Here is an 18,437-nt window from a genome sequence, read left to right on the forward strand (position 1 = left end):
GCCCACTTCTCCACGCGGGAGTCGGTCGACGCGGACCTGCAGGCGTGCGGCTTCGAGACCGTCGCGCGGGCCCGCGCCGCCCAGCCCGGCTGGCCGGCGGCCGGCGCGGCCGCCCGCTCGGCCGCACTCACCGCGGTGGCCGCCGGCATCGAGGCCGCCGCGGACGAACTGGCCGCGCTGGCCGTGCGCGAGGTGGGCAAGCCGATCGCCGAGGCCCGCGCCGAAGTCGCCCGTACCGCCGCGATCTGGCGCTACTACGCCCAGGCCCCCTACGAACCCGCCGGTGCCGTCCACGAGACCGCCGCGGGCGCCGGACTGCTGCTGACCCGCCGCCGCCCGCACGGGGTCGCCGGGCTCGTCACCCCCTGGAACTTCCCCTTCGCCATCCCCAGCTGGAAGACCGCCCCCGCACTCGCCGCGGGCAACACGGTCGTGCTCAAACCCGCCCCCGAGGCCACCGCCTGCGCCCTGAGGCTGGCCGCCATCGTGCAACAGGCCGTGCCCGAAGACGTGTTCACCGTGCTGCCCGGCGGTGCCGCCGAGGGCAATGCCCTGGTCTCCGCCGCCGACGTCGTCTCCTTCACCGGCTCGACGGCCGTCGGCCGGGCCGTGGCGGCGCGGGCCACGGCCCGCGGCATCCCGGCGCAGGCCGAGATGGGCGGCCTCAACGCCGCAATCGTCCTGCCCGACGCCGACATCGCGCAGGCCGCCGCGCACATCGCCGCCGCAGTCGCCGGGTACGCGGGCCAGAAGTGCACCGCCACCGGCCGCGTCGTCGCGGTCGGCACGGCCCTCGCGCCGCTGCGCGAGGCGCTCGCCGAAGCACTGCGGGCGGTCCCCGTCGGGGACCCGGCCGATGCGGCCACCGTGTGCGGACCGCTCATCGGCGAACGGGCCCGCGACCACGTCGAGGCGGCCTGGGACGGGGCGGTCGTCCTGGCCGGCGGCTCCGTACCGGACGGCCCGGGCTGGTACGCGGCCCCGGTCCTGGTGGAGAAGGTGCCGCCCGGCCACCGGCTGCTGCACGAAGAGGTCTTCGGGCCCGTCGCGGCCCTGCTGCCCGCCGACGACCTGGCCGAAGCGGTGCGGATCGGCAACTCCGTTCCGTACGGCCTGGTCACCTCGGTCCACACCGCGGACCTGGACGCCGCGCTGCACGGGCTCGACCGCCTCGACACCGGGATGATCCGCATCAACGCCCCGACCACCGGCGTCGACTTCCACCTGCCCTTCGGCGGCACCAAGTCCTCCGGCCACGGCCCCCGCGAACAGGGCCGCGCCGCCCTGGAGTTCTACGCCTCCAGCCGCACCTACACCCTGTCACCTGCAGGAACAACGTGACATTGTACAGTGATCACCCGCTGCGGCCGAAGGGATCACATCGCCATGGGGCATCTGAAACAGCGCGACCTGAACGCCAATCGGGAGCGGCTGCGCGACCAGGTCGCCCACGCCCTGCGGGCCGCCCTGATATCCGGTGAACTGCGCCCGGGCCAGATCTACTCGGCGCCCGGCCTCGCCGAGGACTTCGGCATCTCGGCCACCCCCGTGCGCGAGGCCATGCTCGACCTGGTCCGGGAGGGCCTGGTCGAGCCGGTCCGGAACAAGGGCTTCCGCGTCACCGAGGTCAACGAGCGCGACCTCGACCAGTACACCGAGATCCGCGCCCTGATCGAGATCCCCATGGTCGGCCGGGTCACCCGCACCGCCACCCGCGAACAGCTCGAAGCACTGCGCCCGGTCGCCGAGGAGATCGTCCGCGCCGCCCGCGAGCACGACCTCATCGGCTACCTGGAGGCCGACCGCCGGTTCCACCTCTCCCTGCTGGCCCTCTCCGGCAACGAACGGCTCGTCGAGACCGTCAGCGACCTCCGCAAGCGCTCCCGCCTGTACGGGCTCACCGGCCTGGACGAGAATGGCGAGCTGATCCCCTCGGCCGAGGAGCACCTGGAGCTCCTCGACCTGATGCTGACGGGTGACGCGAAGAAGGCGGAGAAGTGCATGGCCCGCCACCTGGGACACGTCCGCTCCCTGTGGGCCAAGAGCGACGAGGCGTCGTAGCGCGGGGGCGGGGACCCCTCCGGGGGCGGGTCGTGTACCTCGCCCGGAGGGGCAACTGATCAGTGCTGACCACACGTTCGCGGGAGCGCGTCACAACCGGACTGTCACACATGCCCAGTTGGTGACGTTTCTTCCCGTGCGCTCCCCAAAACGTCACCAACTCCTCCTAGGGCAGAAATCGTCCACGATGGCGGCGAAAGGTCGAGAACAACCTCGTACCTGCCTCAACATCCATCACTCGGAGGAGAACGTGACGTTCCTGAGGAACGCCGCAGTTGCCGCAGCGGTCGCCATCACGGCGGTCGCCGGCTTCGCAGCACCGGCCGGCGCCGACCCGGTGGCCCCCAACACCGCCGAAGCCCAGGCGGTCAGCACCGATGGGCAGAGCAAGAACAGCACGGCCGGCATGACGCCGGTCTCGCCCAACACCCCGGTTCAGCGCGCATCGAGCTCCGCCGAGCGTGATCTGGCCGCGACCTGCTGGAACGGCCGGATCGATGGCGGCCGCAACTTCTTCATGACGTGCAACGGCACCTCGTACCACGTGTACGTGGACTGCACGGACGGCCGCCACCTGTTCCCCGAGACCTTCTCGGGACAGTGGGACTTCCGGCTGACCTGCCCCGCCGGGACCCGCGCCGTCTGGGGCGGCAGCTGGTCGTAGGACACACCGCATCGGCCGGGCACCGCTTCCGGTGCCCGGCCGATGGCTGTTGTCGGGAGTCCTACTGCGCCGACGTCGCAGCCGGAATGTCGACGCGGGCGGCCCTGCGGGCGGGCCACAGCGAGGCGAGCAGCGCCCCTGCGAGGGCGATCAGGATGCCGAGAGCGAGCCGCCCCCACGGAATGACCAACGCGTAGCCCTCGACGCTCTCTTGGAGGGTGCGGCCGAGCGCCCAGCCGAGGAAGATGCCCAGGACGGTGCCGACGGTCGCGCCGAGCGCGCCGACGAGGAGGGCCTCCAGGCGGACCATGCGGGTCACTCCGGCGCGGTCGAGGCCGAGGGCGCGCAGGGTGCCGAGCTCCTTGCGGCGCTCGAGGACGGACATCGCGAGGGTGTTGGCGATGCCGAGGGCGGCGATCACCAGGGCCATGCCCAACAGGGCGTAGAAGACGTCGAGCTGGCCGCCGATGCCCCCGCTGTACTCGGCCTTGACGCCCTCCCGGTCGAGGACGGCCAGGGCCGGGTTGTCGCCGAGGGCGTGGACGACCGAGCGGCGCGCGGCCTGGCCGGGGCCGCCGTCCGTGGCGACGAGGATCGCGGCGGTGGTCGGGGCGCGGTCGTAGCGGGCGACGAGGGAGTCGGGCGCGGTGATGCTGGGCATCAGGTTGCTCTGCGGGTCCGCCCGGTAGATGGCACCGATGGTGACGCTGCCGTGCCGGCCGTCGAGACGCTGCAGGGGGAGGGTCTGGCCGAGGTGCCAGCCCGCCTCCTCGGCCTTGAAGTCGGCGACGGCGATCCGGCCTTGGGCGAGGCTGTCGAGCGAACCTGCGATGACGTCGTAGCGCAGCAGCCGGCCGATCGCCGCGGGGTCGACGCCGGTCAGGACGGAGCTGCTGCCCGCCAGGCGGTACTGGGTGGACTGGTTGAGCGGGCTGACCGCGGAGCGGGGCAGCTTCTTCGCGAGGTCCGCCGCCGTGCCGGGGGTGAGTTGCATGCCGGAGGCGGCCTTGACCAGGTAGCCGGCGGTGAAGTCGTGCGTGGTCGCGCGGTCGAGGTACCGGGTGGCGGAGGCCCCGAGGACGGAGAGGCCCGAGGCGAGGGTGAGGGCGATGGCGAGGGCCGCGGCGGTGGCGCCGGTGCGGCGCGGGTCGCGCACGGTGTTGCGGGCGGCGAGGGTGCCGTGCACCGGCTGGAGGCGGGTGAGCAGCGGCTGGAGCAGGGCGACGAACGGCCGGGACAGCAGCGGGATGAGGACGATCGCGCCGGTCAGGGCGAGGGCCGCACCGAGGCCGATGACGGTCCGGGCATCCTTCCCTCCGGCGAGGGCCCCGTACCCGACGGCGGCCGTGCCGGTCAGCGCGAGCGCGGCGCCGAGACCGGTGCGCAGGGAGCCGGCGCGCGCGGGTGCCGCGGGCTCGGCGGTGCCCAGCGCGGCGACGGGCGGGATGGCCATGGCCCGGCGGACCGGCAGCCACGCGGCGACCACGGTCAGGACGGTTCCGGCGAGGAGAGAGCCGATCACGGTGACCGGGGAGACGACCAGCGGTCCCGAAGGGGAGTCGGCGGAGGCGAGGAAGGCCCGCAGCAGGGCGGCGACCGCGGTGCCGACGGCGAGGCCGACCACGGAGGCGCCCGCGCCGATCAGGACGGACTCGGCCAGCAGGATGCCGCGCACCTGCTTGCGCGAGGCGCCGACGGCCCGCAGGAGGGCCAGCTCCCTGGTGCGGCGGCCGACCAGCATGGAGAAGGTGTTGGAGATGAGGAAGGCGGCGACGAACAGGGCGACCGCGGAGAAGCCGAGCAGGATCTGGCTCATGGTGTCGCTGTCGCTGGTGGCGAGGTTCTTCTGGATCTGGGCGAGCCGGGCCCCGGTGACGGCGCTCGTGCCCTTGGGCAGCTGCGGCTGGACGCGCTCGAGGAGCTGCTGCGGGGAGGTGCCGGGAGTGGCCGTGAGCTCGATGCTGCGGAACGTGGCCGGTTCGAGGAAGAGTTGCTGGGCAGTGGAGCCGGTGAACAGCACGAGGCTGCCGCCGGAAGGGAGCCGGGTGCCGTCGGTGCGGAACACCCCGCTGAGGGTGTACGTGGCGGCGCCCTTGCCGGTGGCGATGCGGACGGTGTCACCGGTGCGGTAGCCACCCTGCTCGGCGGTGTTCTCGTCGAGGGCGACCGCGCCGTCCTGGGCCGGGCCGGAGCCCTGGACGAAGCGGTAGGCGGGGTCCGTGCCGTCCGCTCCCGGGGCGAAGTTGCCGCCCTGGTGGGACGAGCCGTGGCCGATCAGCCCGCCGTCGCGGTCGGCGACGGCGGCGAAGCCGTCGACCCGGCCCGCGGCGACGGCGACACCGGGCACCTCGGCCAGGGCGGTGGCCGTGCGGGCGTCGATGCCGGCCTGCCGGGCCTCGCCGCCGGGCGGGGCATCGGGGGAGACGCTGACGGCGATGCGCGTGTAGCCGTCGGTCGCCTTGGCGGCGGCCGCCTGGGACAGGCTGTCGCCGAAGACGAGACTGCCGGAGAGGAAGGCGACGCCGAGCACGACCGCGAGCGCGGTCATCAACAGGCGGGCCTTGTACGCAAGGACGTTGCGCAGGGCGGTGCGGAACATGACGGTGGCGGATCCTGGGAGGCGGGCTCGGCGGACGCGAGCAGGCGGCTGGGTCGGTGCGGGTGCGACGGCGGTCAGCTGGTGCGCGAGCGGGTGTCAAAAGACTTCATGAGGTCCAGGACCCGGTCAGGGGTCGGGTGCACCATCTCGTCGACCAGGCGGCCGTCGGCGAGGAAGACCACGCGGTCCGCGTAGCCGGCGGCGACCGGGTCGTGGGTGACCATGACCACGGTCTGGCCCATCTCGCGCACCGAGTCGCGCAGGAAGCCCAGGACCTCGGCCCCGGCACGCGAGTCGAGGTTTCCCGTCGGCTCGTCGCCGAAGACGATCGCGGGGCGGGCGACCAGGGCGCGGGCCACCGCGACGCGCTGCTGCTGACCGCCGGACAGCTGCCCGGGCCGGTGACCGAGGCGCCCGGAGAGGCCGACCATGGAGACCACGTGGTCCAGCCACTGCGGGTCGGGCCGGCGGCCCGCGATGGTCATCGGCAGCGTGATGTTCTCCAGCGCGGTCAGCGTCGGCAGCAGGTTGAACGCCTGGAAGACGAAGCCGATCCGGTCCCGGCGCAGCGCGGTGAGCTGCCGGTCGTCGAGCGAGCCCAGTTCCGTGGTGCCGATGCGCACGGACCCCGAGTCGAACGAGTCGAGCCCGGCGACGCAGTGCATCAGGGTGGACTTGCCGCAGCCGGAGGGGCCCATGATCGCGGTGAACTCGCCTTCCCGGAAGGAGATGCCGACCCGGTCCAGGGCGACGACACGGGTCTCGCCGCTGCCGTAGACCTTCGACAGGTCGGTGGTGGCGGCCGCGATCCCGGTCGCCGGGTGCAGCGCGAGCAGGTCACCGGGTGTGGTGGTCACGGGGGACTCCTCTTCGAGTGCGGGAAGGTGCACGTCGGAGGATGTCGGGGGAATGTATCGGGACCCCGGCCGCCGGGTAGCCGCCGTGTATCGGGCTGCGCGCCGCTGTGCAGCAGTCGGACGATCAATCCGAGCGCGACCCGTCAGCGGCATCGGCGGGCGTTGAGCCGGGCGGCCTGGCGCGTCAGGTGGTCGCGCTCGGCGAGGTTGGGTGCCTTGTGGGCCGCCTCGGCGTACAGCCGTGCCGCCGTCGCCAGGTCGCCGACGCGCTCGTGGAGGTACGCCGCCACCGCGGTGTGGCGGGGCATTGCGGCGTCCAGCTCGGCGAGCGCCGCCAGGCCGGCACGCGGTCCGTCGGCCTCCCCGACGGCGACCGCGCGGTTGAGCCGGACGACCGGGCTGTCGGTCAGGCGCGTGAGCTCGTCGTACCACTCGACGATCTGTACCCAGTCGGTCTCCTCGGCGGTGGGCGCGTCGGCGTGGAGGGCCGCGATGGCGGCCTGGGCCTGGAACTCGCCCAGCCGGTCGCGGGCGAGGGCCGCCTGGAGGATCCCGACGCCCTCGGCGATCAACGCGGTGTCCCACCGGCCGCGGTCCTGCTCGGCGAGCGGCACCAGGCTGCCGTCGGACGCGGTCCGGGCGGCACGCCGGGCGTGGTGGAGCAGCATGAGGGCGAGCAGTCCCGCCACCTCGGGGTGGTCGACGGCGGCCGCGAGCTGCCGGGTGAGCCGGATGGCCTCGGCGGCGAGGTCGACATCGCCGGAGTAGCCCTCGTTGAAGACCAGGTAGAGGACGCGCAGCACGGTGGCGACATCGCCGGGCCGGTCGAAGCGCACGCCGGCCACGGTGCGCTTGGCCCGGCTGATCCGCTGCGCCATCGTCGCCTCGGGCACCAGGTAGGCCTGGGCGATCTGGCGGGTGGTCAGCCCGCCGACGGCGCGCAGCGTGAGCGCGACCGCGGACGCCGGTGTCAGCGACGGGTGCGAGCACAGGAAGTAGAGCTGGAGCGTGTCGTCCACCGCGGGCGCCGGCCCGGGCGCCGGCTCCTCCTCGACGCGGTCCTCACGCCGGCGCCGGGCGGCATCGGCGCGCGTCGCGTCGAGGAACTTGCGCCAGGCCACGGTGACCAGCCAGCCCTTGGGATCCCGCGGCCGGTCGGCCGGCCAGACCCGGAGCGCCTCGACCAGCGCGTCCTGGACGGCGTCCTCGGCCGCCGCGAAGTCGGCTCCGCGGCGGACGAGGACGGCGAGCACGCCCGGCGTGAGGCTCCTGAGCAGGACCTCGTCCACCGGAGACACCGGAGACATCGGAGACACCTGAGACGTCACTCCGTGATGGTGGGCGGCGCGGCCAGGAACGGGCGCACCTCCAGCCACTCGTGGATCGGCTTCCCACCCGCCCCCGGCGCGGCCGACAGCTCCCCGGCCAGCTCGACGGCGCGCTCGTAGCTGTCGACGTCGATCACCATGAAGCCGGCGATGAGGTCCTTGGTCTCGGCGAACGGGCCGTCGGTGACCGGCGGGCGCCCCTCACCGTCGTAGCGGACCCACGCCCCCTCGGGAGCGAGCGCCTGACCGTCGACGAACTCGCCGGTCTTCTCCAGCTGGGCCGCGAAATCGTGCATGAACTGCACGTGGGCCGAGACCTCCTCGGGCGTCCACTGGTCCATCGGCACGTTGTTGACCGGGGCCGGGGCGCCGCGGTAGTGCTTCAGCAGCAGGTACTTCGCCATGGTGGTTCTCCTCGGTGCTGGTGCGACCCATTGTGGCCGCGTTCACCCCTGGGACGGAGCCGGGCACGGGTTCTCGACATCGCCGACCGACTTTTTTCGGGCTCTCGTGAACGAGTCTCCCGCCGGGCGGTCAGCCCAGGTGGGCCAGGATGTCCGGGGTGATCAGCGCATGAGCGCCGACCGTGCCGTTGGCGACCTGGGTGACCCGGAGCTGGACGGCGAGGCCGGCGACCACGATCGCCTCCGGGGTGCCGATGCCGAGCCGCCGGGCCAGGAAGTCCACCGCCTGGTCGGCGGCGTCCTGGACGGCCTCGTTCAGCTCCTGGCCCAAGCCGAGGAAGATCTCGCCCGCCGGGGTGCCGGCCTGCGGGCGGGCCGGGGCCGGGCCGGGGAGCAGCCGGAAGGTCAGCGAGACCTCGTCCATCGGGCATTCCAGCGCGGTGGAGGCCAACTCGCCGTCGCCCTGCACCGCGTGGCCGTCGCCGACCGAGAAGAGCGCTCCGTCCACCTCGACCGGCAGCCGCAGCCGGGAGCCGGGGACCAGCTCCCGGCAGTCCAGGTTGCCGCCCACCCGGCGCGGGTGGCGGGTCTCGTGCGGGCCGGGCGCGGCCGGGGCATTGCCCAGTACTCCCATGAAGGGGCGCAGCGGGAGGGTGAGCCCCAGTCCGTGCGCGTCGCGGGCCAGCCCGGCGTCAGGGTCGAGCCGCCAGCCGATCAGCACCTCGCGCTCGGCGCTGAGCCCGCGGCGCAGCCGCTGCTCGCGCGGGCCGGCCGCGGTCCACCCCCAACCGCCCGGCCGGACGGTGTTGATCCCGACCTCCAGGACGTTCCCCGGGCGCGCCCCGCGGATGCGCACCGGGCCGCACAGGGCGTGCCCGATCCAGGTCTTCGGCCGGGGTGTGAACCCCGGGATGTCGAACAGGCGCTCTCCGTTCTCCCCCCAACTGCCGTCCAGAGTACGGAAGATGACCGTGTCTCCGGGATCGATCTCCAGTACCGGCGGGAGGGAGCGGTCGAACTGGCCGTGCACGGTTCCGGGTTCGGGGGAGAGGTGGTGGACCGCGGGCATGCGAGACCTTTCGCCAGGCCAAGAACGTCAACTGTTTGTTGAACTTGCGCGGGTTGCAACGTAGGCAGCGGCCCAAGAGGTGTCAACGGCGGTGCCGTGGGCGGAAGATGGACGCACCGGGTACGGGTTTCGGCCATCCGTGCATCGGGCTTTACCGATCGTTGACGCACCGTTGAGGCGGATGCGAGGGTTGGTCCCGCACCCGAGATCAACAGTTTGTTGAAGAATGACGTCGTGGCCCGGGTGCGCTCCCTACGAGCCGGAGGTGTGCAGACGCGTTGGACACCACACCGACACCGCAGTACCGGATCAATGACGAACTCGCCTTCACCTGGATCGGTCACGGAACCTGGCTGATCCGCACCGCGACCGGAAAGCGGCTGCTGATCGACCCCTGGGTGGCCGGGAATCCGGCCGCGCCCGAGCACGTCAAGACCATCGACCGGATCGATCTGATGGCCATCACCCACGGCCATGTGGACCACGTCAGCGACGCCGTGGACCTCGCCACCGCGCACCGGCCCACCGTGCTCTGCCCGATGGAGCTGGGCAAGTGGCTGGTGAGACAAGGCGTGGACGAGGACTCCGTCGTCGGGTTCAACAAGGGCGGCACCGTGCAGCGGCACGGGATCACCTTCACCATGGTCCACGCCGAGCACTCCTCCTCCACCCCCGACGGGACCTACACCGGCAACCCGGTCGGGTATGTGATCACCTTCGAGAACGGCTTCCGCGCCTACTTCTCCGGCGACACCGACGTCTTCGGCGACATGGCGCTGATCCGCGAACTGGAGGCGCCGGACGTGGCGTTCATCCCGATCGGCGACTTCTACACCATGGGCCCGCGGCGCGCCGCGAAGGCCGTGGAACTGCTCGGGGTGAAGACCGTGGTGCCGCAGCACTACGGCACCCGCGAGATGCACACCGGCCGCCCGCACCAGCTGCGCGCGCTGGTGGCCCCGGACGTCACCGTCGTCGAGGCGCGTCCCGGGCAGACCATCTGACGGCCGGCCGTTCGGTCCACCGCTCCCCCTACCTCAGCCCCTCAGCCCCTCAGATCCGCCCCGACAGAGAGCGATCCGAGAACGAGAAAGAGGAACACCATGGGAACCTTCGCCGTTGACCAGGCGGAGCGCGAGCTCTACGCGATTCGCCGCGGAGGCGAGGACGTCCTCAAGCACGCCAACTACGTGCTCGGCCCCGAGGTCGAGCTGCTCGAAGGCCATCTGGCCAAGGAATTCGGCATCCGGCACGCCGTGGGCTGCAACTCCGGCTTCGGTGCGCACCTGTTGTCCCTGCTGGCCCTCGGCATCGGGCCGCTGGCCGGTGACACGGTGCTGGTCAGCGCCTTCTCCCCGGCCAGCTTCGCCGGGGCGGTGCTGCGCCGCGCCGCCACCGTCAAGCTCGCCGACGTCGCTCCGGGCGATGTGCACCTGGCCGCGGACGGGGTGCACGGCGCGGCCCGCGAGGTCCAGGCCGTCGTCGTGCACCATCTGTTCGGCGCCGCCGCCGACATGCCGGCGATCCTGGAGGCCGCCGGCGGCACCCCGATCATGGAGGTGGCCAGCTACTCGCTGGGCGCCGCCATCGACGGCAAGCGGGTCGGCACCTTCGGCACGATCGGCACTGCCGACCTGCGGGAGAAGACCTCGCTCGGGGCGTACGGCGACGCCGGCCTGATCCTCACCGACGACGACGCCACCGCGAGCCGGCTGCGCGAGATCCGCCGCGAGACCGGCTGCTCGGAGGTCTTCACCGGGATCACCGCGGGCAACTTCCACATGGATACGCTGCACGCCGCGATCCTGCTGCACAAGCTGGAGTTCCGGGCCGCCGAGGCCCGGCAGCGGGCCCTGGCCGGCAAGGCCTTCCTGGACGCGCTGGCCTCGGCGGGCGTCACCGAGCTGACCGTCCCGGCCGGCCGGCAGGAGGTCACCCGCCTGGTGGTGCTGGCCGAGCAACGGGACGAGCTGGCCCGCCAGCTGAACAGCCGTACCGTCAAGGCCCGGCCCTGGTGGCCGGTGCCGATCCACCTCCAGCCGGGCTTCCGTGAACTCGGCCACGCCCGGGGCGACTTCCCGAACGCCGAGGACGCGGCCGCCCGCAGCCTGGAGATCCCGCTTCCGCAGAGCGTGGCCGAGGCGGAGCATGTCGCCGGACTGGTCGCGGAGTTCTACGGCCGCCCATAGCCGGCAGGGGGCGGCGGAACGCCGGGCCGCCGCCCCCTGCCCCGGCCTCCCCACCGGATTCGAACGCACCGGAAGGAGACCCGCCCGCCCGGCCTGCCCGCACCGCGCCCCGGAGGCCGCCGCGTGTCCACCCCGACCCCGTCCGCTCCCCACCGCCGCTACCTGATACTGGGCATCTGCTGCTGCAGCCTGCTGATGGTCAGCCTGGACAACACCGTCCTCAACGTCGCCCTGCCGGACATGAAGCGGGACTTGCACGCCTCCGTGCCGTCCCTGCAGTGGACCATCGACGCCTATCTGATCGTGCTGGCCGCACTGCTGATGCTGTCCGGCTCGCTGGCCGACCGGTTCGGCCGCCGTCGGGTCTTCCGGATCGGCCTCGGCCTGTTCACCGCCGGTTCGCTGCTCTGCGCCGCCGCTCCGGACCAGGCCTGGCTGGTGGTCTTCCGGATCGTGCAGGCGGTCGGCGGCTCGATGCTCAACCCGGTGGCGATGTCCATCATCACCAATGTCTTCACCCAGCAGCGGGACCGGGCCCGGGCGATCGGGGTGTGGAGCACGGTGCAGGGGGTGAGCATGGCGGCCGGGCCGGCGATCGGCGGGCTGCTGGTGGACACCGCGGGCTGGCGGTCGATCTTCTATATCAACGTGCCGATCGGGATCTCCGCGCTCCTGCTGGCCGCGCGGTTCGTGCCGGAGTCCCGGGCGGAGCGCCCGCGCCGGGTGGACCCGGTGGGCCAGCTGCTGGTGATCGCGCTGCTCGGGACGCTGGTCTACGCCATCATCGAGGCCCCGACCGCCGGGGCGACCTCGCCGGGGATCCTGGGGTGCGCGGCGGTGGCGGTCGCCGCGCTGGTGCTGCTGGTCCGGTACGAGGCCCGGCACCCGGAGCCGCTGATCGACCCGCGGCTGTTCCGTGAGCCGCAGTTCGCCGGGGCGGTGGTCGCGGCGATCGGCGCCTTCGCGGCGCTGGGCGGCTTCCTCTTCCTCACCGCGCTCTATCTCCAGGACGCGCGCGGCTTCTCCGCCCTGCGCACCGGCGTGTACATGCTGCCGATGGCGGTGATGACGATCATCCTCCCGCCGGTGTCGGGGCGGCTGGTGGGCAGCCGGGGGCCGCGCATTCCGCTGCTGCTCTCCGGTACGGCGGTGCTGGCCTGCGGGCTGCTCTCGGCGCTGCGGCCGGTGCATGCAGGGGCGGTCTCGCTGTTCGCCGGGTTCGTCCTGTTCGGGATCGGCTTCGGGCTGGTCAACGTGCCGGTGACGAACGCGGCGGTGTCGGGGATGCCGCGCGCCCGGGCGGGTGTGGCGGCGGCGGTGGCCTCGACCAGCCGGCAGATCGGGCAGGCGCTCGGGGTGGCGGTGATCGGCGCGGTCTACGCCCAGGCGCTGCGCTCGGGAGCGGGCCGGGCGGCGGCCTTCCGGCCGGGCTGGTGGGTGGTGGCGGTCTGCGGGGCGGTGGTCCTGCTGGTGGGAGCGGTGGCCGCGGGCCGGCCCCGGGCGGAGCCCGCGGTCGAGGCCGACCTGCCCACCAGGGCGCGGGGCTGAAAGGCACCGATCGTCGGCCGAACCGATCTATAAACTCCATGTATACACACTATGTATAGTGGCGCCATGCTCATCAGGAACAGCCTTCCCATTCGAGCCATCAGGCGTCTGCCGTCCCGCCCCTCCACTCCGGGCGGGCGTCTGGCCGCAGTCGACGGGCTGCGGCTGGTCGCAGCGGCAGCCGTGGCGGCCTACCACTACCTGGGCACCCCGACCCCCCGTTTCTGGGGCGAAACCTACGACCTGCCGCAGGCGGCACCCCTGATTCACGCGGTCAGCGGCTACGGCTGGCTCGGAGTCGAGGCGTTCTTCCTGATCAGCGGCTTCGTCATCTGCATGAGCTGCTGGGGCAGCACCCCGGCGCAGTTCTCCGTCTCCCGTATCGCCCGGCTCTTCCCGCTGTACTGGGCCGTCGTTCTGATCGTCGTCGCCGTGGGTACCGTCGCGGTGCTCGCCGGACAGCGGTCAGGGGCGCCCACGGACCTGCGCACCACCCTCGGCAACCTGACGATGATTCCCAGCCCGCTAGGCCTGGATTTCACCGCCGGCGTCGCCTGGACGCTCTGGGTGGAAGCCCGCTTCTACCTGCTCATGGGCGTGCTGCTGCTGATCGGCCTGACCTACCGGCGCGTCGTGGCCTTCGGGTTCCTCTGGCTCGTCCTGGCGTCCATCGGCCGCGAACTGCACTCCACCGTCCTGGACGAGTTCCTGCTGAGCCAATACGCCGGGCTCTTCGTGGCCGGTATCGCACTCCACCTGATGCACCGCTTCGCACCCAACCTGCTCCTGTGGCTCCTGGCCGGCTTCGCCTGGTGCTACACCCTGACCGTCCTGGACGACCGCGTCGCCACACACGCCGGCTCCAACTGGCCGGTCAGCGCGGCCGTCCTCACCGGCTTCCTCGTACTGCTCGCCCTGGCCGGCCCCGGCCCGCTGCGCCACCTCCAATGGCGAGCCCTCGTCTACGCGGGCGCCCTGACCTACCCCTTCTACCTGGTCCACCAAAGCCTGGGCATACCCGTCACCCGCGGCATCCTCAAGAGCGTCCCCGGCCTCGGCCTGCTTCCGTCGATCGCCCTCGGGCTCCTCTTCTCCCTGCTGCTGGCCGCCGCGCTGAACCGCCTGGTCGACCGCAAACTCGGCCGTCTGCTCCGCCGCCACCTCACGGCCGCCCTCAATCCCACCCCCACTGAGCCGGACCGGCCCACGCCGCCCGCTGCCGACAGTTCTCACACACCGGTACCCGGCAGCGGTACCCCGCCGGCGCGCTCGACTCCTGCGACGGCGAATGCGTAAGGGGGCTGCGGGCGGCGTGCGTCGCTAGTGGTTCTTCTCGGCGTCGTAGGCCTTCACGGCCGCGTCACCCAGGTGCGGGCTGCGCTCCTCGTCGGAGCTCTCGCTGTCGTGGTGGCTGACGTTGCCGATCAAATAGCCCCAGCCGCGCGACAGTTGGAGGTCGTCCAGCCAGGGGCCGCCGCTGGCGCCGTGGCCCTGGTCGCAGTGGATGGACTCCTGGTCGGGCTGGAACGGCCAGAAGCCCGGCCGCCAGGTCGTGCCCGTGCAGTAGCGCAGGTCCTGGCCGGTGATGCCGGAGCGGGCCGGGTGGGTGTCGAACGGGTAGCCGAACTCATGGGCGTGCCAGGTGTAGCCGGAGTTGAACCTGTACCCCTGGGAGCCGGTCACGTCGGCCACCTTGCGGCCGTTCTGCGGCCAGAGGGTGAGCACGGCGAGGTCGTAGTCCCTGTTCCCGCCGTTGAGGTAGCCCTTCGGGGTGGTCACCGACTTCCATGTCCACGAGCCGAGCGGCTCCTGGCCGTTGTGGTAGTCCGGGACGAACCGCCAGTTGCTGTACCAGTGGCCGTTGCCGTCACTGGCGCAGTGTCCGGCCGTCCATATCAGGCTTTTGTTGGGCGAGTTGACGACCGAGGCGGTGCACTGGCTCCCGCCCTTGGGCGTGTCGAAGTAGAGTTTGCCGACGGTGGTGGCCGGCATGCTGCCGTGGGCGGTCCATACCTCGGAGCGGGAGACGTCGGCGAGCGTTCTCGCCGCGTCCGCCGCTTCCCCGGCCTCCTTGGCGACGCCTGCCACCGGCGCCGACCCCTGGCCCGTACGGGCGGGGAGTCTTTGCGTCTGCGGTGCCACCGCGCGTCCCTCCGGTGCCGGCGCGGCCACCGGCCGGGCCGCTCTGATCCGTTCGGGCGTCCAGTGAGCGGCCACCCGCGAAGGAGCCTGCGAAGGATCCCCCGTCGAACTGTGCTGCACGGCCGTGGCAGCCGTGTTCGCATCCATCGGCTTTGCGGTCTCGTCCGCCTGGGCCGCGCCCGCCGGGACGCTCAGACCGAGCATCAGCACTCCGGCGACGGCCGTGACCGTCCGGGCCCGGCCGGACGGCCGGGACGCCATGAATCGCGTCTTCACCCCGTTCCCCCTTTGCATCGTGTGCTCGAAGCACGAAGACGCGTGCGAGTAGACCAGGCGGGCGGAGGGGAAGGACGGGTTCGGGCAGCATTGGCTGGAACTGTGCGCATGGCTGGAGCGGTGGGGCTGCCAACCGGAGCCGTGTCCGGGGGAGTTGCTACCTTGACGACAGGCACACACTGTGCAGGAAGCTGGTGATCCCGATGTCCCGGAAGGCGAAGGCGACGCTCGTGGCGGCGGGCGCGGTGGCGCTCGGTCTGGCCATCACCGCGGCCCTGTGGCCCGACCGGGACGCGGCCCCCGGGCCGCCGTCCCGCCCCGAGACGGCCGTGGTGCACGACTCCACCGGAAATCCGAAGGAGGTCGAGGAGCATTGGACTCCGGAACGGATCCGGCAGTCCGACGAGAACATGCGGCACGCCACGGGCAAGGACGACTGACCCGGCGGCCGGCACCGGACCCTGTCGTCACACGACGCCTCTCAGTGCGGCAGGCGCAAGGTGGCGACGGCGCCGCCGTCCGGGGCGTTGCCCAGGTGCAGTTCGGCGCCCAGGAGCCGGGCCTGGCCCAGGGCGATGGTCAGGCCCAGGCCGTGGCCCGAGCCGCGTTCCCTCGCTCCGGTGTGGAAGCGGCGCGGGCCGTTCGACAGCAGGTCCGAGGGGAAGCCGGGGCCGTGGTCGCGCACGACGAGCGTCCGGCCCTCCACGGTGACCTGCACCGGGGCCGCCCCGTGCCGGTGGGCGTTGACGACGAGGTTGCCGACGATGCGTTCGAGGCGGCGCGGGTCGGTCTCCACGGTCTGCTCCGCAGCGGCGACAATGACCTCGGCGTCGAAGCCGGTGCGCGCCACGGCCTCCGAGACGACCGCGCCGAGCGGGACATGGGCGCGGACCGGCTGTTCGGCGCCGGCATCCAGGCGGGAGATCTCCAGCAGGTCCTCGACCAGGCCGCGCAGATCGCGCACCCGGGCCCGGAGCAGATCCTCCGTCTCGCCGGGCGGCAGCAGGTCGACGGCGGCCAGCAGGCCCCCGACGGGGGTGCGCAGCTCATGGGCCACGTCCGCGGTGAACTGGCGCTCGGTGTGCAGCCGTCGGCCGAGGCTGTCGGCCATGAGGTCGACGGTGGCGGCGATGTCGGCCACCTCGTCGCGCCCCTTGGTGGGACCGGTCCGGGCATCGAGATCCCCGGCGGAGATCCGCCCCGCGGTCTCGGAGACCCGCCGCAGCCGGCGGCCGAGCAGCCCGGCCCCGTAGGCCGCCAGGGGCGTGGCCGCCGCGAGGACGACCAGCGAGGCCACTGCCATGGTCGCGTCGAGCTGGCGCAGGGTGTGGAGCTCCGTGCTCATGTTGACCCGGACGGCCAGCACCCGGCTGCCCGGTCCGCCGACCCGCTGGGCGGCCCAGAAGCTCGGCCCCAGATTCGCGTTGACGCGCCCGTCGTAGGCCGTGTGCCGGTCGTCGTCGGCCGGGTGCCGCAGTGCGGCGGGCAGCTCCGCAGGGTCGAGCTCGGCACCGTCCGTCAACGTTCCGGTGCGCCGGTAGACGTCCATGGCCGCGTACACGCTGTTGAATGCTTGCGCCTCGGCCCGGAAACGGATCTCCTGCGCGGTCCACAGGTGCACCAGCACGCCCACCGCCGCGGCGACCAGGCACGCCGTGGCCGCGGCCAGTGCGGCGATCTTCCAGCGCAGGGAGATGCGGTCCGGCCGCAGCCGGCGGAACGGGCGCACCGGTCTCAGCGCCTGAGCTTGTAGCCGAAGCCGCGGACCGTCTCGATCCGGTCCCGGCCCAGCTTCCTGCGCAGCCGCTGCACGCACAGGTCCACGACCCGGCTGTCGCCGTCCCAGCCGTACTCCCAGACGTTGCGCAGGAGGGTGTGCCGCTCCAGCACGATGCCCGGGTGGGCGGCGAATTCCAGCAGCAGCTTCAGTTCGGTCGGCGTCAGCGCCACCGGGCTCCCGGAGACGAAGACCTCCATGCCGCCGGTGTCGATGCTCAGATCCCCGAAGACGAGCACGTCCCCGGCGGGCGGCGGTGACGTGTCGCCCGCGCCGCCCTGCTCGGGCCCTGCGGCGGGCGGATAGGCCGCCCGCCGCAGCAGCGAGCGGATGCGTGCCACGAGCACGGACGTGTCCACGGGCTTGACCACGTAGTCGTCCGCCCCGGCCTCCAGGCCGGCGACGACGTCGAGCCCGTCACCGCGGGCGGACATCATCAGCACGGGCACCAGGCTGGTCTCCCGGACCCTGCGGCACAGGCCGATCCCGTCCAGACCGGGCAGCATCACGTCCAGGACCAGCAGGTCGAAGTTCTCGTCGCGGAAGAGTTCGAGTCCCGTGAGCCCGTCGGCCGCGGCCTTCATCTCGTAGCCGTAGCGCTCCAGGGCGACGGTGAAGGAGCGACGCATCAGATCGTCGTCCTCCACCAGCAGCACGCGAACAGGCCGTGGAGAGGCCGGAGCCGGGGCGGACGAGGACACGAGCGGGTGACTCCTGTTCGGGGAAGGAACGATCCTCGAGGAACGATATGGCACACACCGGGCGGCACGGCCCGGCGCACGGTTCCCGGTGGGTTTCGATGAACAATCAAGCGTTCCTTGATACCCGGCCGATACACAGCACGCCCGCTCCTGACGGAGCGTGGGGAAGCGACCGCTAGGCCAATCAGATGAATTGCACCGATGATTGACCTTTATCCGTTTATGCTCGTTTCGGTGCCTCTTGTGTGCCCCCTTCCACGAGGGATTCCTGATATCGGGCTTCTCGCCCTGGAAGTCCGAGGCGGGCTTCCTCCGGAGCGGTCACCGGTAATGGCCGCGCCCGATGGAAGGGGGCGCCGATGGGGTGCCACACAAGGGAGCGTCCGCCATGGGTCATTCCGGCGAATGTCCGGAGCTCGGCGCGGCGGGTGGCCTGGGCCGCCGTGTGCGGGCTGGTCGCCCACCTCGTCGGGTGGGGCCTCGACGAGGTTCTGAACCGTGAGGTCGGCCCGCTGTCCCCCGAGGTGCGGGGGACAGCAGGCCGGTAGCTCCGTCAAGGCCTCCGGCGCGGATGCCGGTCCGCGGCCGGAGGCCTTCCGTGTCCTTACGGCCACGTCGGTGACCGTCGTCAAGCTAGCACCGCCGGCAGGCGGGCGCTCACTGCGCCTCGTGCGCCGCCAGCGCTGCCCGCTTCACCGCCGAGGCCACGGCCTCGGTCGCCTTCGCATTGAAGACGCTGGGGATGATGTAGTTCGCGTTGAGCTCGTCCCCGGCGACGACGTCGGCGAGGGCGCGGGCGGCGGCGAGCATCATGTCGGTGTT

Annotated in this window: 16 protein-coding genes; 8 read left to right on the top strand and 8 right to left on the bottom strand. The window is 72.4% G+C overall.

The features are described 5' to 3' along the window. The 3 genes from ACWD4B_RS31065 to ACWD4B_RS31075 form a co-directional block, all read left to right on the top strand. Positions 1 to 1,341 (top strand): aldehyde dehydrogenase family protein (locus ACWD4B_RS31065; protein WP_451423888.1); only part of this gene is annotated, 1,341 nt, incomplete at its 5' end. Positions 1,342 to 1,386: 45 nt separating this feature from the next. Beyond that, positions 1,387 to 2,061, top strand: a complete 675-nt coding sequence (locus tag ACWD4B_RS31070; protein ID WP_451423889.1) for a GntR family transcriptional regulator — start codon at positions 1,387 to 1,389, stop codon at positions 2,059 to 2,061. A 250-nt stretch (positions 2,062 to 2,311) separates the two neighbouring features. Then, entirely contained in the window at positions 2,312 to 2,725 is a 414-nt protein-coding gene (locus tag ACWD4B_RS31075; protein WP_451423890.1) for a hypothetical protein, read from the top strand. Between the two features lie 61 nt (positions 2,726 to 2,786). Here ACWD4B_RS31075 and ACWD4B_RS31080 read toward each other — a convergent pair whose 3' ends face one another. The 5 genes from ACWD4B_RS31080 to ACWD4B_RS31100 form a co-directional block, all read right to left on the bottom strand. Continuing rightward, a complete protein-coding gene (locus tag ACWD4B_RS31080; RefSeq protein ID WP_451423891.1) occupies positions 2,787 to 5,324 on the bottom strand; it encodes an ABC transporter permease in 2,538 nt (845 codons plus the stop codon). A 74-nt stretch (positions 5,325 to 5,398) separates the two neighbouring features. Continuing rightward, complete coding sequence (locus ACWD4B_RS31085; protein ID WP_451423901.1) at positions 5,399 to 6,160, bottom strand: ABC transporter ATP-binding protein; 762 nt, start codon at positions 6,158 to 6,160, stop codon at positions 5,399 to 5,401. Between the two features lie 164 nt (positions 6,161 to 6,324). Further along, positions 6,325 to 7,470, bottom strand: a complete 1,146-nt coding sequence (locus ACWD4B_RS31090) for an RNA polymerase sigma factor (RefSeq protein ID WP_451423902.1) — start codon at positions 7,468 to 7,470, stop codon at positions 6,325 to 6,327. Positions 7,471 to 7,505: 35 nt separating this feature from the next. Further along, entirely contained in the window at positions 7,506 to 7,913 is a 408-nt protein-coding gene (locus ACWD4B_RS31095) for a YciI family protein (protein ID WP_451423892.1), read from the bottom strand. Positions 7,914 to 8,043: 130 nt separating this feature from the next. Then, positions 8,044 to 8,982 carry an acetamidase/formamidase family protein gene (locus ACWD4B_RS31100; protein WP_451423893.1) on the bottom strand — a complete coding sequence of 313 codons (939 nt, stop codon included), beginning with the start codon at positions 8,980 to 8,982 and terminating at the stop codon, positions 8,044 to 8,046. 278 nt (positions 8,983 to 9,260) lie between these two features. Here ACWD4B_RS31100 and ACWD4B_RS31105 point away from each other — a divergent pair, with 278 nt between their 5' ends. From ACWD4B_RS31105 to ACWD4B_RS31120, 4 genes are all read left to right on the top strand, one after another. Next, a complete protein-coding gene (locus tag ACWD4B_RS31105; RefSeq protein ID WP_451423894.1) occupies positions 9,261 to 9,986 on the top strand; it encodes a metal-dependent hydrolase in 726 nt (241 codons plus the stop codon). Between the two features lie 99 nt (positions 9,987 to 10,085). After that, on the top strand, positions 10,086 to 11,171 hold the full coding sequence (locus ACWD4B_RS31110; RefSeq protein ID WP_451423895.1) for a DegT/DnrJ/EryC1/StrS family aminotransferase: 1,086 nt from the start codon (positions 10,086 to 10,088) through the stop codon (positions 11,169 to 11,171). Between the two features lie 123 nt (positions 11,172 to 11,294). Beyond that, positions 11,295 to 12,719 (top strand): MFS transporter, encoded by a 1,425-nt coding sequence (locus tag ACWD4B_RS31115; protein ID WP_451423896.1) that lies wholly within the window; start codon positions 11,295 to 11,297, stop codon positions 12,717 to 12,719. A 66-nt stretch (positions 12,720 to 12,785) separates the two neighbouring features. Then, positions 12,786 to 14,015 (top strand): acyltransferase family protein, encoded by a 1,230-nt coding sequence (locus tag ACWD4B_RS31120; RefSeq protein ID WP_451423897.1) that lies wholly within the window; start codon positions 12,786 to 12,788, stop codon positions 14,013 to 14,015. Positions 14,016 to 14,039: 24 nt separating this feature from the next. On the opposite strand, the gene ACWD4B_RS31125 is transcribed toward ACWD4B_RS31120, so the two are convergent. Beyond that, positions 14,040 to 15,137, bottom strand: a complete 1,098-nt coding sequence (locus ACWD4B_RS31125) for a trypsin-like serine peptidase (RefSeq protein ID WP_451423898.1) — start codon at positions 15,135 to 15,137, stop codon at positions 14,040 to 14,042. Between the two features lie 203 nt (positions 15,138 to 15,340). Here ACWD4B_RS31125 and ACWD4B_RS31130 point away from each other — a divergent pair, with 203 nt between their 5' ends. Then, a complete protein-coding gene (locus tag ACWD4B_RS31130; RefSeq protein WP_451423899.1) occupies positions 15,341 to 15,577 on the top strand; it encodes a hypothetical protein in 237 nt (78 codons plus the stop codon). A gap of 41 nt (positions 15,578 to 15,618) precedes the next feature. On the opposite strand, the gene ACWD4B_RS31135 is transcribed toward ACWD4B_RS31130, so the two are convergent. Together ACWD4B_RS31135 and cseB are read right to left on the bottom strand one after the other, a co-directional pair. Beyond that, positions 15,619 to 16,875 (bottom strand): ATP-binding protein, encoded by a 1,257-nt coding sequence (locus tag ACWD4B_RS31135; protein WP_451423903.1) that lies wholly within the window; start codon positions 16,873 to 16,875, stop codon positions 15,619 to 15,621. After that, positions 16,872 to 17,615, bottom strand: coding sequence for a two-component system response regulator CseB (gene cseB / locus ACWD4B_RS31140; protein ID WP_451423900.1), 744 nt, complete (start codon positions 17,613 to 17,615; stop codon positions 16,872 to 16,874). The genes ACWD4B_RS31135 and cseB overlap by 4 nt, the downstream gene beginning before the upstream one ends. Positions 17,616 to 18,437: the final 822 nt, after the last annotated feature.

This window comes from Streptomyces sp. NPDC002536 (genome assembly GCF_053594995.1).